A 13,292-nucleotide genomic window follows, 5' to 3' on the forward strand; every position below is an offset into this window, starting at 1 on the left:
GACGCTATTCTCCCCAGGGGCTGCGCAGGGCTATGGCCTCGGCGAGATGCTGCGCCTCGATGTCTTCGGTCTCGGCAAGATCGGCCAACGTCCGGGCGACACGCATTACACGATGGACCGTGCGCGACGACCACTGCCAGCGCGACTGGCCTTGCCTGAGCAAATCGCGGGCCGGCACGGTGAGGCGGCAGCAGGCGTCGATACGCGCAGCAGGCAGCGCGGCATTCACGACTTCCTGTCGTGCAAGCTGCACGGCCCGGCAGCGCAATACTCTTTCGCGCACTATGGACGAAGATTCTCCTGGTTCGGCATCCACCCAATCCGCATCCGGCGCGGGCAAGGCGATCTGCAAGTCGATGCGATCAAGCAAAGGCCCCGAAATACGGTGGCGATAGCGGCGCACCGCCTCGGCGGAGCATGTGCATGGCTTGCGCGGATGCCCCTGCCATCCGCAGGGGCAGGGATTCATGGCTGCCACCAGTTGAAACGCAGCGGGAAAAGTGGCAGTACGCAGGGCGCGGGAGATAGTCACCTGGCCGGTTTCCAGTGGTTCCCGCAAGGCCTCCAGCGCAACCCGATCAAACTCGGGCAGTTCGTCCAGGAAGAGCACGCCGTGGTGCGCCAAACTTATTTCACCTGGGCGCGGGTGGCTGCCGCCGCCAACAAGCGAGGCCACTGAAGCGCTGTGGTGCGGTGCGCGGAACGGAGGCTGGTCGGACAGCGCCAGGGCATCCCCATGGTGGCGCAACCCTGCCAATGCGCCCGCCTCGAGCATCTGCCCGGAGGACAGCGGCGGCAGCAAGCCCGGCAGCCGCTGCGCAAGCATGCTTTTTCCAACGCCCGGCGGGCCCGACATCAGTAAATTGTGCCCGCCTGCCGCAGCGACCTCCAGCGCCCGACGAGCCAGTATCTGGCCCCGCACGTCCGACAGGCACACTGCCCCGCGCCCCGCGGCCACATCGCCTGCGCGTTCGCCCTGCCCGCTGGGCGTGTCATGTCCGTCAAGCCCCGCCTTCGCCCAGGCCGGAAAAGATCGCGGCTTGGCAACAGGCAAGGGCTGCCCCCCGCCGAAGTGCACCACCAGTTCGGCCAGCGTACTGGCCGCCAGAACAGTGACACCGGGCACGTGCGCAGCCGTGCAAGCACTGGCAGTGGGGAGCACCAGGCGCGCATCGCGGCTCTCGCGGGCCACGGCTAGTGCAATGGCCAGGGGCGCCATAACAGGCATGATCGCGCCCGTAAGGGATAGCTCGCCAGCGAACACATAGTGCCGGAGATCCGGCTCGCATCCTGGCCCTGATGGCACCTGTCCGGATGCCAGCAGTATTCCCAACGCAATGGGCAGATCGAACCGTCCGGACTCTTTGGGCAAGTCGGCCGGCGCCAGGTTGACGGTTATTCTCCCCGCGGGAAACGCGAGCCCGCTGCTGACGATGGCTGCACGCACACGTTCACGGCTTTCACGCACACCGATATCGGCCAGACCTACGATATGAAATGCCGGCAGACCGGGCCCCACATGCACCTCAACCCTGACAGGAAACCCTTCCAGGCCACACAGCGCGCGGCTGGAGAGCACAGCAAGCGACATGAACTGCATCCTTTAAATAGACGGGATGCAAGTATGACAAGGTAATGCGCGCAAGCCCACGAAAGACGGGATGATTCCGCCCACACATCCAGCTGCGCCAATACGCGTTCGCCAAGACGCCGCCGACGCGCCTTGCCGTGCATTCAAATCGGTTGGGTGCACACCCGAAGCACGGCGGCCATCGTCAAGGCCTGCATCAACTGTGCGGCGTACCTTGCTGCAGCGGCGTGTCGGGACGCCCCTCCAGCGCTTGTACGCGTGATTCCAGCACCGTGATGCGCGCGAGGGCGCGCTCGAGCAGTTGGGCCTGTACATCGAACTCTTCGCGTGTGATGAGATCCATGCGCGCAAAAGTCTGCGACATCATTGCCTTTACATTGCGCTCTATGTCGGCGGCCGGGCTCTTTGCGATTAGCTCGGACATATTCTTCTGAAAATCTTCCATCCAGTCGTTGCGTATGGCCATGGCCAGCCCCCTTTTCAAAGACACGTTATGCGCCGCGCGCTCCCGCCTCTAGTGTATAGAAAATCCTCAACATCCGAGGCCAAAAAAGAACGGGCCGTAATGGCCCGTTCGTGGAGGCGCTTGGACACGCCACGAAAATCATCCCTGATTTTCGGGCGGCGGCGTATCAGTACTGGGGCTGCCATCTCCCAGATTATCCTGAATAGTCTTGTCGGCCTTGTCGGCCCCTTCGCGGACGGCCTCTCCGGCGTTGTGGGCGGCATTGCCCATTTTGTCGGATATGGATTGATCTGCGCTGGCCGAGCCCGTGTCGGACGTATCGTCGCTTGAACACGCGCCCAGCAGGCCCAGCGAGGCCACCATGGCGGCAATAGTGAGATATTTATGCGTTTTGGTCATGCTAGTCCTTCGTTTGAGTCGCCAGAAACTGTGCGAATGGGGCTTGCGATACGCGGAATCCTAGCCCCCCGATGATGAGCCACCCATCGAACCGCCGCCGGCATCAGGTGTGCCGCCCGGCGCCGCTGGCGCGGCCGGTGCCGCAGGTGCAGCCGGCGCTGCCGTGCTGTCACCCGAAGCGCTGTTGTCTTCCTTCGAGCATGCGCCGAGCAGACTCATGGAAGCGATCATGGCAATGATGGCGAGATGAGTACGAGTCTTGATCATAGGGTCCTCTCTTGTCCGACGTCGCAGGTTGATGATGGCTGAGTCCGGTGCGACTGACGGTTCAGCAGCGAGCTGGGGTTACAACTGGCTGAAAATCATTCTAGAGACAAGGATGACGTCCTAGTGTAAATCCTGATTTCAAAAATAATGATTTGCATGTCCGGATTTCCTTCTCGGGCCCTATTGTCAATGGCTCTTCGGCTGATTCGACCGGTTCGCAAGACGTACAGACAGATACAAAGCACAGCTGGGGCGAGGGTCTGGTTACACTTTTGTGCGTACTTTCCCTAGCCACGATGCCCTATTTTCGTGCGCTGCGCCTCAGCGACGCACCATTTCGACGCATCTGGCACCAACGCCTGAGGCATAAACGCGCTTCCCTTGGCTGGAAAACTGGCATGCCTTTTGCGTGGATGTGGGCGACACCTCTTACAGGGACATTGCCATGAAACTCATCACCGCCATCATCAAACCATTCAAGCTGGACGAAGTCAGGGAGGCGCTCTCTGATATCGGCATCCAGGGCATGACCGTGACAGAAGTCAAAGGTTTCGGCCGCCAGAAAGGCCATACCGAGCTCTATCGTGGCGCCGAATACACCGTGGACTTCCTGCCCAAGCTCAGACTCGAACTGGCCATCCCCGACGCCATGGTCGAACAGGCGGTCGAATGCCTGACCCAGGCCGCCCACACGGGCAAGATCGGCGACGGCAAGATTTTCGTGACTGACATCGAACAGGCCATTCGCATCCGCACGGGGGAACAGGGGGAAAACGCCCTCTAGACTCCCCTGCCCTTTTCTTTGCATCAACCTTTCCTCTATGGCCGCGCTCAGCGGCCCACCTCAGGAGCATCACAATGGATAAAGCCGATCTGGCCTGGGTAAGCATCTCGACGGTGCTGGTCCTGTTCATGGTCATGCCGGGCCTGGCCCTCTTCTACGGCGGCCTGGTGCGCGCAAAAAATGTCTTGTCTGTGCTTGTGCAAGTCACGGCGGTATTCGCCCTTGCGCTGGTCGCCTGGTTCGCCTATGGCTACAGCTTCGCTTTCACCGAGGGCGGCGCCATATTGGGCGGCATGTCTCGCGTGTTTTTCTCCGGCATGCAGGACCTGACTACGGGCGTCTACCAGATGGCGGGCACCATTCCAGAGCTGTCGTTTGCCACATTCCAGGCTACGTTCGCCGGCATCACCTGCGCACTCATCCTGGGAGGCTTCGCCGAACGCGTCCGCTTCAGCGCCGTGTTGGTCTTTACACTTATCTGGATGACCCTAGCTTATGTGCCCATCGCCCATATGGTCTGGGGTCCCGGCGGCTTCCTGCTCGAACGCGGCGCCCTGGACTTTGCCGGGGGCACTGTCGTGCACATCAACTCGGGCGTGGCCGCGCTGATCTGCGCCTATTATGTGGGCAGGCGCATGGGCTACGGCCGCGAAGCCATGCAGCCGCATAATCTGCCCATGGCAATGATAGGGGCCTCCCTCCTCTGGGTCGGCTGGTTTGGCTTCAATGCCGGCTCTGCCTTGTCGGCCAACGAAACCGCCGCGCTTGCCTTTTTCAACACAGTCATCGCGACTGCGGCCGGCATTCTGGCCTGGGCGGCGGTGGAGTGGAAACTCAAGGGGAAGCCTTCCCTGCTGGGCGCCATATCGGGTGCGGTAGCCGGCCTGGTCGGCGTCACGCCCGCGGCGGGCCTGGTCGGGCCGGGCGGTGCCCTCGTCATTGGCCTGGTCTGCGGCGCGGTGTGCGTCTGGGGCGTCAATGGCCTGAAACGAATGCTGGGTGCGGATGACGCTCTGGACGTGTTCGGCATCCACGGGGTGGGCGGCATCGTGGGCGCCTTGCTCACCGGGGTCTTCAATGCACAGCCGTTGGGCGGTCCGGGGCTGGAAACACTTGGCGCAATTCCGCATCAAGTATGGCTGCAGCTTGAGGGTGTGATAATCACGGTGCTGTGGTCGGGCCTTGTCGCGCTGTTCGCATGCTTCGTCGCCGACAAGCTGACCGGCGGCATGCGCGTGCCCAATGATCAGGAACGCGAGGGCCTGGATATCAATGCCCATGGCGAAACAGCCTATCACTTCTAGCAACGCAAGAGGCCGCGAGTGCCTGCAGATGCCGCCATCGTCACCACTGGCGGCATCCGTTCAACCCGACAGTGCGGACAGATCTATCCGCTCGGCGCGGTTCAGGGCTGATGCTACCTTGACTCTCAGTGCATTGGAGTGCGCTTGGCGCACTTCCTTCTTGACGTCCAGTAATTGTTGCGGGTGCATGGAAAATTCTGTGAGGCCGAGGCCCAGCAGCATGCGCGTCACGCGCGCATCACCGGCAAGCTCGCCGCAGACGGCAACCGGCTTGCCCGCCCGCTCGCCGGCGTTGATCGTGTGCGCGATGAGCCGAAGAACCGCTGGATGCATGGGGTCGTACAGCGTGGCAACGTCGGCATCGCCGCGATCCACGGCAAGCGTGTATTGAATCAGATCATTGGTGCCTATGGACAGAAAATCAAGAGACTCGACAAACGGTTCGATGGCAATGGCAATGGCGGGAATCTCCACCATGGCGCCCAACAGAAAATTTCGCGCATAAGGTGTTCCGCGAGCGTCGAGTTCGCTGCATGCCGAATCGATGGCGCGCCGCGCGGCGTGCACCTCGTGCATGTGTGAAATCATCGGTATCAGGATGCGCACCGGCCCGAAGACCGCGGCGCGCAGCAAGGCACGCAATTGCGTGGCGAAAACTTCGGGGTTGGCTAGGCAATAACGTATGGCTCGCAGTCCCAGTGCCGGATTTGTCGCCACGGTGATGTCGCCGTCAAGGTTCTTGTCCGAGCCAATGTCCAGCGTGCGTATGGTGACAGGCTTTCCCTGCATGGTCTTGACCACCGACGCATAAGCTTCATATTGCTCGTCCTCGCTGGGCAGGTCCGCCCGCCCCATGAAAAGAAATTCGCTGCGGAATAACCCTATGCCGTCCGCCCCCGCCGCCATGGCGGCGTGGGCTTCTTCAGGCAGCTCGATATTGGCCTCGAGCTTGATGACGATGCCGTCAAGCGTGACAGCCGGCGCATCGCGCAACAGCGCCAGTTCGGCGCGCTCGCGTGCAAATTCGGCCTGTCGCAGCCGATACTCGGCCAGCACCCGCTCCGAAGGATTGATCAACACCGCGCCGGTGAAACCGTCCACCACAAGCACATCGCCATCCCTGACAAGCCCGCGAAAGTGCCCCAAACCTACAATGGCTGGCACATTCATGCTGCGCGCCACGATGGCCGTGTGCGAAGTGGGCCCACCCAGATCGGTCAGAAAAGCCGCAAAACGCGCACCACGCAAACGCAGCATGTCAGCCGGAGAGATATCCCTGGCCACCACGATAAGCGGCTCGTCATCCGGACCTGCGTCCAGATGAGACAGCAGCGCACTGGACCCGGACATGACCCGCAGAACGCGCTCTATGACCTGCCGGATATCTGAGCCGCGCTCGCGCAGATACTCGTCGTCCATCAGCGAGAACTGCTCGGCCAGGTATTGCCCCTGACTGGTCAATGCCCATTCGGCGTTGTAATGACGCTCAATGATGAGATCGCAAGTCTGTTGCAGCAGCGTCGGATCGCCCAGCAGCATGCTGTGCACGGTAAGCAAAGGCCCCAGCTCGCGCGGCGCGTCATCGGGCAGCGTGGACACGATGTCGTCAAGTTCGCTGCGCGCAGCCTGGAGCGCCTGCTTGAGACGCGCGCACTCGGAAGCCACATCCTGCTCTGTAATGCGATAATGAGGCACCTCCAGCGTGGCGGCACCCATGACGGCAGCTCGCCCGATTGCATAGCCTCGAACTACGCCCTGCCCCTGCGCGCACAGCATGGCACCGTTGCCTGCATCGACTAGGGAAGGTTGCTGCGTCATGATGGGATCTGAATGATTGCCGTCGCCAGCCTATTCCTGTTCGCCGAACTTGCCGTCGAACAGGGCGCGGATGTCCCGCAGGGCCGGTTCCGCGTCGGCGCCTGTGGCGTCGACCTTGACGGTGACGCCCATACCCGCCGCCAACATCATGACCCCCATGATGCTCTTGGCATTGACGCGTTGCGCACCACGGGAAATGAATATTTCACTGCTGAACTTGCTGGCAAGCTGCGTGAGCTTGGCCGCTGCGCGGGCATGCAGGCCGAGCTTGTTGCTGATCACGATATCAATAGATGGCATAGATTCTTGTTGTGTGAAATGTCCCAGACAGTCAGTTGCTCTGGTCGGCGTTGACGATACCCCGTAGCGCGCCTTCGCGTACGGCTTCGCTAAGTTTATCCGGATTTTCCTGCTGTTCGGTCAAGGCCTTCAATACCATGCACAGATTGGTGCCAGTGATGAGGTGCGCATCGATACCCTCGCTGGCTGCCAGCCTTATCGCGCGCTTGGCGATGTTGAACGGCGTGGCGCCGTAAATATCGCATAGCACCAGCGTCGCGTCACCTTGATGCTGCAGCATGCGGGCCAGGCGCGTCACCTCCGCTTCCGGATCGGCGTCGGGCGCGACATCGAACACCGAAAGGCCGGGCTCACGGCCCAGCACATGGCCGGCGCAGTCGGCGAAAGCCGCTCCAAGCGGCGCATGCATGACCAGAAGTATGCGGGCCATATCAGTGCTTCCCCGCTTCCTCAATCGCGATGGCAAAGCATTCGCCCACATCGAAGCCAGTCTGTTCGGTAATCTCGACAAAACAGGTCGGGCTGGTCACATTGACCTCGGTAAGATAATCGCCAATGACGTCCAGGCCCACCAGCAGCAGCCCACGCTGCTTCAATATGGGGCCCAACGCTTGCGCTATGGCCTTGTCACGCTGTGTCAGAGGCTGCGCCACGCCGCGTCCGCCAGCGGCCAGATTGCCGCGCGTTTCTCCTGCCTGGGGAATGCGGGCTAGCGCATAAGGTACGGCTTGCCCGTCAATGATGAGTATGCGCTTGTCGCCATTGACGATCTCCGGAATATAGCGCTGGGCCATAATAGTGCGCCGACCATTGTCGGTGAGCGTTTCAAGGACGGCTCCCAGGTTGGCATCGGCGGCCTGGAGCCGAAACACGCCTGTGCCGCCCATGCCATCCAGCGGCTTGACGATCACATCCGCGTGATGGGCATGAAATGCGCGCAGCCTAGCCATATCCCGCGTCACAAGCGTGGGCGAAGTGAACTGCGAGAATTCCGTGATGGCCAGCTTCTCGGGATGATTGCGGATGGCGGCGCCCGCGTTATACACCTTGGCACCCTGGGCCTGCGCATACTCCAGCAGGTGTGTGGAATACACGTATTCCATGTCGAACGGCGGATCCTTGCGCATGACCACCGCATCGAAATCGGCCAGGCCATACTCAGCCAACGCAACCCGCTGGCGCCACCACGAGTGGCCGTGCAAATCAGCGTCTTCAACCAACGATATACCCGTGGCAACCGTCTTTACAACGCCTTCGTCTATATACAGGTCTCCCTGGTGCGCCACACTGAGCACATGGCCTCTCGACACGAGGGATCGCATCATGGCAACTGATGAATCCTTGTAGGCTTTCAGCGACAGCAAGGGGTCGATGATGAACAGAATGTGCATGGTACACCTGCATGCGCCATGGCGAGACCCAGGGCCTCGTCATGGCTGGCTTGAGGAAACTGCTGGAAACGATGGAATCAGGATGCCGGTTCGCCCTTGCCCGCGGGTGCCTTTTTGCGGGGCGCCAGGACCATCACCATCTGGCGGCCTTCGAGCTTGGGCATGGCTTCCACCTGCACGAGTTCGTTCAGGTCGTCCCGCACGCGCTCAAGTACACGCATGCCCAACTCCTGATGGGCCATTTCACGGCCACGAAACCGCAAAGTAACCTTGGCCTTGTCGCCTTCTTCGATGAAGCGACGCAGATTGCGCAGCTTGACCTGGTAATCGCCTTCATCAGTACCCGGACGGAACTTCACTTCCTTGACCTGGATGACTTTCTGCTTGGCGCGCGCTTCCTGCTGGCGCTTCTGCTCCTGATACTTGAACTTGCCGTAATCCATCATGCGGCAGACCGGCGGGGATGCGTTGGGCGCGATCTCGACCAGATCCACGTCATTTTGCTCGGCCAGGTGCAAAGCCTCGGGCGTTTTGTATACCCCGAGCTGCTCGCCCTCCGTGCCTATGAGGCGAACCTCGGGTACACGGATTTCACCATTGATGCGATGTGACTTTTCGGTTGCGATGTCTAAGACTCCTATTGATGATTTAGTCAGGCCTGACCAGCTTTTCCGCTGTCTTGCCGCGTTTCGATTTCATGCCGCAAGCGTGCCGAGAACTGTTCCAGCGTCATGACGCCCAGATCCAGGCCCCCGCGGCCACGCACTGCCACCGTGCCGGCTTCCCGCTCTTTTTCGCCCACAACCAGTATGTAAGGCAGTTTCTGCATGCTGTGTTCACGAATTTTACGGGTGATTTTTTCGCCACGCAAATCGGATTCCACTCTAAACCCTTGTTTTTTCAGGCTTCCAGCGAGCTGATCGGCATATTGACCCGATGATTCGGATATGCAGCACACCACCGCATGAACCGGTGCGAGCCATGCCGGCATGGCGCCGGCATGATTTTCTATGAGCATGCCGATAAAACGCTCCAGCGAACCGAGAATGGCCCGATGCAGCATGACGGGCGTCCGGCGCTGATCGGACGCATCGACATACTCTGCGCCAAGACGCTGCGGCATGGAAAAATCAACCTGTATCGTGCCGCATTGCCAATGGCGCCCGATGGCATCCTTCAGCGTATATTCGATCTTGGGGCCGTAGAAGGCGCCTTCGCCGGGGGATATTTCGTATATGCAGCCGGTGTGATCCAGGCTCTCCATGAGCGCCTGCTCTGCCTTATCCCACACCTCGTCCGACCCGATGCGCTTTTCAGGTCGCGTTGCCACCTTGTAGAGGATTTCCGTGAAGCCAAAATCGGCGTAGACCTTCTGGAGCAAGGCCGTGAAGGCGGCGCACTCGTCCTGCAACTGGTCTTCGGTACAGAAAATATGCCCGTCGTCCTGAGTGAAGCCTCGCACCCGCATCATGCCATGCAGCGAACCAGACGGCTCATTGCGGTGGCATTGGCCAAACTCGCCATACCGCACCGGCAGTTCGCGATACGAATGCAGATTGCTGTTGAAAATCTGCACGTGGCCGGGACAATTCATGGGCTTGAGTCCATAGACACGGTTTTCGGACTCGGTCGTGAACATGTTTTCGGCGTAGTTGTCCCAGTGCCCGGTTTTTTTCCATAACGACAGATCGAGGATCTGGGGCGCCTTGACTTCCTGGTAGCCATTGTCCTGATAGACCCGGCGCATGTATTGCTCGACCTGCTGCCACAAAGTCCAGCCCTTGGGATGCCAGAAAATCAGCCCCGGCGCCTCGTCCTGGAAATGAAAGAGATCAAGCTCGCGTCCAAGCTTGCGATGGTCGCGCTTTTCCGCCTCTTCGAGCATATGCAGATAGGCCGCCTGCTCTTCCTTGGTAGCCCAGGCCGTGCCATAAATGCGCTGCAGCATCTCATTGTTGCTGTCCCCACGCCAGTAGGCGCCAGCCACCTTCATCAATTTGAAGACTTTGAGCTTGCCGGTCGACGGGACGTGAGGGCCTCGGCATAGGTCGATGAAGTCGCCTTCGCGATACAAACTGATGGTTTCGTTGGAAGGGATGGACGCAATGATTTCGGCCTTGTAGTCCTCCCCTATGCTCTTGAAGAAGGCGACGGCATCGTCGCGCAGCCATTCCTCGCGCACCACGGTTTCATCTTTCTTTGCAAGCTCAGCCATTTTTTTCTCGATGGCCTCGAGATCCTCAGGCGTGAAAGGACGCTTGTAGGAAAAATCGTAGTAAAAACCGTTGTCGATGACCGGCCCGATGGTGACCTGAGCATCTGGAAACAGCGATTTGACCGCGTAAGCCAACAAATGTGCCGTGGAGTGGCGGATGAGATCCAGGCCATCGGCATCCTTGGCTGTCACAATGGCCAGCTTGGCATCGCGATCTATGATATGACTGGTATCTACCAGCCGAGGCTCGGCGCCATCCACGGTAACCCGGCCAGCCAGTGCTGCGCGTCCAAGGCCTGTGCCTATGGAGTGCGCCACGTCACTGACCGAAACGGGACCGGGATACTCGCGCTGTGAGCCGTCGGGCAAGGTAATTTGAACCATCTAAAAGTCCTGAAAAAGCAAAAACGCGGCCTTGGCCGCGTCATCGGTGTATTGGTTTGCAGAATGCATGACAAAACAGTACGCGGCGGCAATCATGTATGCCGGGTCGTAGTAGTTCGCGTAGTGTTTGTGTTCATGTATCAAAAAGCAAGGTTTTTTCTATCAGTAGTGTAACATCCGCGCACGCGCTGCGCCCTCATAATCGTGCGGACGCAGCACTGAGTGCGGCAGGATGTTGCAAAAATGCCAGCGAGCGGCGCATTAATTCTTCAGCGACAGCCCTGTTTCCTTGACGAAGGTATCCCACCGCTGAAATTGCTCGCGCGCATAACGGTCGGCGCTAGCGCCATCCTCGGCCACCACCTCGAAGCCCAGGTCCATCAGTTTGGCTTCGACTTCCTTGTCCGATAGCGCCTTCTGGAAGGCTTGCGTCAGCGTCTTGGCTGTGTCTTCGGGCGTTCCCGCAGGCGCGAAAATGCCTATCCATGAATAGGCCTCATAGCCGGGAAACCCCGACTCCTCCACAGTCGGCGTGTCTGGCAGGTCGGCAAGGCGCTTCGTACCGGTGACAGCAAGCGGCTTGACCGCCCCTGAAGCGATATGGGCCTTCAGCGCAGCGTAGCTGAGCGTCGTGAAGTTGACGACATTGCTGAGCACCGCCTGCACAGCCGGCCCACCGCCACCGAAAGGCACGTGCAAAATATCCACCTTGGCGCGGCGTTTCAGATCCTCGATGCCAAGATGGTTCAGCGATCCTGCACCCGTGGATGCATAGCTGAATTTGCCGGGCTGCTCCCGGGCAGCCTGCAGGAAGGCCTTCAAATTATTGCCCGGCGTGGCAGGCGATGCGGCAATCACCAGAGGGAAGCGCAACGCAAAGGCAATGCCGCGGAAATCCTTGAACGTGTCGTAGGGCAAGTCAGGCCGGACTATGGGGTTGATGGCGTGCGAATCGAAACTGACCAGCAGCGTATTGCCATCCGGCTTGGAACGCGCCACATACTGTGAAGCGATCTGGGTTGCCGCCCCCGGCTTGTTTTCCACAATGACAGTACGGCCAAGCAACTCGGACAGCTTGGGCTGTATGATGCGCGAGGCGATGTCCGTGCTGCCGCCAGGCGGAAACGGTACCACCAATTTCACCGGGGCGTCATTGGCATGCACGGGGCCCGACAGCCCGGAGGCGAGCAGGCAAGCTGCGCCCAGTTTTAAGATAGCCTCCCTGCGGAACCGGGAATGTTGAAGATATCCGATCATGTTGTATCCTTTGTGCTTGCACGCACCTTATTTGAATAAAGAAAAATGCACCGGTGCATGACGATTGCCATCACGCGCCCGACAAGACAAGTCGCGCCTTCAGGGCACGTTGGTATTGAAGCGCCAGCGTCTGCCCCGACCATCTGTCAGGACAGCCCCATCTATTCTGGCATCTTGCAGGGAAGCATCCGGCAGGATATCGATATCAAGATTGGCAAGCGGGACGCGATAGGTGCCATCCTTCATGTTCCTCGCGTCCGCGTGTGTCAAGGAGCCCAAGGTGCGGGCCACGGTTTCCGGATGCCGCGCCCGTATCTCTATGGCATCAAGCCTCGTGGCGCCATTGGCATGCCGCATGAGATGATCCTGCCAGACATAATCCGGTGTCATATGCTGGCAAAAATATACCCTGAACCCGGCAATCGGCTGCACGGCGAAACGGACCGTCTCAAAACTGGCCAGACAGTTTTTCCCATCGATCACGCAGGGCCGCTCAAGATGCTGTACGGGATTTACATCGAATTGCCGGCGCTTCAAGTGCTCGTACGTTTGCAGCGCATCGCACGTGCGAAACACCAGCGCATCCAGCCCTAGCGGAGACTGCGCGATTTCCTTGCGGGCAGGCGGCTGCCCTCCCGGCCATCCCAGCAGCTCGATATAGCTGCCATGCAACGTGATGAGACGATTGATGGAGCCCAGATTGTGCACTGCCAGGTCGGTCAGGCAATATCCGTCTTCTTCGAACGATGGCGCAAGACTCATCAGCCGATCGCGCAACATCAGAACGAGATGATCGAACGCAAGTGCTTCCATGCAGCAGGTGATCCCCATATTATTGTCCGCGAGCTTTTGAATATACTCCGAAATCTCGCCCCGCCACGCCGGCGATATGCCAGCCCACTTATTTCGCCTCGAAAATCGATGCGGATCGCGCCCGCCCAGGCGCCAGTCCCGCAATTTGACAGTGATCAAAAACCTGGGCTAGAATGCTGTTCCTTCAGGCGGTTAGCTCAGTTGGTTAGAGCGCTACGTTGACATCGTAGAGGTCGCTGGTTCGAATCCAGTACTGCCTACCAATCACACCGTTTTCCGACGCCCGCTCACAGGCGTTGCGAG

Annotated in this window: 14 protein-coding genes and 1 tRNA gene; 3 read left to right on the forward strand and 12 right to left on the reverse strand. The window is 59.8% G+C overall.

Features of this window, described 5'->3' with window-relative positions; genetic code table 11:
- Positions 1 to 4: 4 nt before the first annotated feature.
- The 4 genes from ERD78_RS08335 to ERD78_RS08350 form a co-directional block, all read right to left on the reverse strand.
- A complete protein-coding gene (locus ERD78_RS08335; protein WP_129968806.1) occupies positions 5 to 1,591 on the reverse strand; it encodes a YifB family Mg chelatase-like AAA ATPase in 1,587 nt (528 codons plus the stop codon).
- 196 nt (positions 1,592 to 1,787) lie between these two features.
- A complete protein-coding gene (locus tag ERD78_RS08340) occupies positions 1,788 to 2,057 on the reverse strand; it encodes an accessory factor UbiK family protein (protein ID WP_129969106.1) in 270 nt (89 codons plus the stop codon).
- A 138-nt stretch (positions 2,058 to 2,195) separates the two neighbouring features.
- Entirely contained in the window at positions 2,196 to 2,456 is a 261-nt protein-coding gene (locus ERD78_RS08345; RefSeq protein WP_129968807.1) for a hypothetical protein, read from the reverse strand.
- Positions 2,457 to 2,516: 60 nt separating this feature from the next.
- Positions 2,517 to 2,723 (reverse strand): hypothetical protein, encoded by a 207-nt coding sequence (locus ERD78_RS08350; protein ID WP_129968808.1) that lies wholly within the window; start codon positions 2,721 to 2,723, stop codon positions 2,517 to 2,519.
- 445 nt (positions 2,724 to 3,168) lie between these two features.
- Here ERD78_RS08350 and ERD78_RS08355 point away from each other — a divergent pair, with 445 nt between their 5' ends.
- Entirely contained in the window at positions 3,169 to 3,507 is a 339-nt protein-coding gene (locus ERD78_RS08355) for a P-II family nitrogen regulator (RefSeq protein ID WP_129968809.1), read from the forward strand.
- Between the two features lie 74 nt (positions 3,508 to 3,581).
- Entirely contained in the window at positions 3,582 to 4,811 is a 1,230-nt protein-coding gene (locus tag ERD78_RS08360; protein ID WP_129968810.1) for an ammonium transporter, read from the forward strand.
- A 60-nt stretch (positions 4,812 to 4,871) separates the two neighbouring features.
- On the opposite strand, the gene ptsP is transcribed toward ERD78_RS08360, so the two are convergent.
- From ptsP to ERD78_RS08400, 8 genes are all read right to left on the reverse strand, one after another.
- Positions 4,872 to 6,587 (reverse strand): phosphoenolpyruvate--protein phosphotransferase, encoded by a 1,716-nt coding sequence (gene ptsP / locus ERD78_RS08365; protein WP_245152415.1) that lies wholly within the window; start codon positions 6,585 to 6,587, stop codon positions 4,872 to 4,874.
- A gap of 72 nt (positions 6,588 to 6,659) precedes the next feature.
- On the reverse strand, positions 6,660 to 6,929 hold the full coding sequence (locus ERD78_RS08370; RefSeq protein WP_129968812.1) for an HPr family phosphocarrier protein: 270 nt from the start codon (positions 6,927 to 6,929) through the stop codon (positions 6,660 to 6,662).
- Between the two features lie 31 nt (positions 6,930 to 6,960).
- A complete protein-coding gene (locus ERD78_RS08375; RefSeq protein ID WP_129968813.1) occupies positions 6,961 to 7,359 on the reverse strand; it encodes a PTS sugar transporter subunit IIA in 399 nt (132 codons plus the stop codon).
- Between the two features lies 1 nt (position 7,360).
- Positions 7,361 to 8,320: a glutathione synthase gene (gene gshB, locus ERD78_RS08380; protein ID WP_129968814.1), complete on the reverse strand. Its 960-nt coding sequence runs from the start codon at positions 8,318 to 8,320 to the stop codon at positions 7,361 to 7,363.
- 77 nt (positions 8,321 to 8,397) lie between these two features.
- Positions 8,398 to 8,961, reverse strand: a complete 564-nt coding sequence (gene infC / locus ERD78_RS08385) for a translation initiation factor IF-3 (protein ID WP_209019964.1) — start codon at positions 8,959 to 8,961, stop codon at positions 8,398 to 8,400.
- A gap of 11 nt (positions 8,962 to 8,972) precedes the next feature.
- A complete protein-coding gene (gene thrS, locus ERD78_RS08390; protein WP_129968816.1) occupies positions 8,973 to 10,919 on the reverse strand; it encodes a threonine--tRNA ligase in 1,947 nt (648 codons plus the stop codon).
- A 261-nt stretch (positions 10,920 to 11,180) separates the two neighbouring features.
- The gene (locus ERD78_RS08395) at positions 11,181 to 12,176 is read right to left on the reverse strand and encodes a Bug family tripartite tricarboxylate transporter substrate binding protein (protein ID WP_129968817.1); all 996 of its coding nucleotides are present in this window, start codon (positions 12,174 to 12,176) and stop codon (positions 11,181 to 11,183) included.
- Positions 12,177 to 12,275: 99 nt separating this feature from the next.
- On the reverse strand, positions 12,276 to 12,989 hold the full coding sequence (locus ERD78_RS08400; RefSeq protein ID WP_167668885.1) for a VOC family protein: 714 nt from the start codon (positions 12,987 to 12,989) through the stop codon (positions 12,276 to 12,278).
- A 186-nt stretch (positions 12,990 to 13,175) separates the two neighbouring features.
- On the opposite strand from ERD78_RS08400, the gene ERD78_RS08405 reads away from it, so the two are divergent.
- Positions 13,176 to 13,252: transfer RNA gene (locus ERD78_RS08405), tRNA-Val, on the forward strand.
- Positions 13,253 to 13,292 lie beyond the last annotated feature (40 nt).

The organism is Allopusillimonas soli (assembly GCF_004153445.1).
GTDB lineage: Bacteria > Pseudomonadota > Gammaproteobacteria > Burkholderiales > Burkholderiaceae_B > Allopusillimonas > Allopusillimonas soli.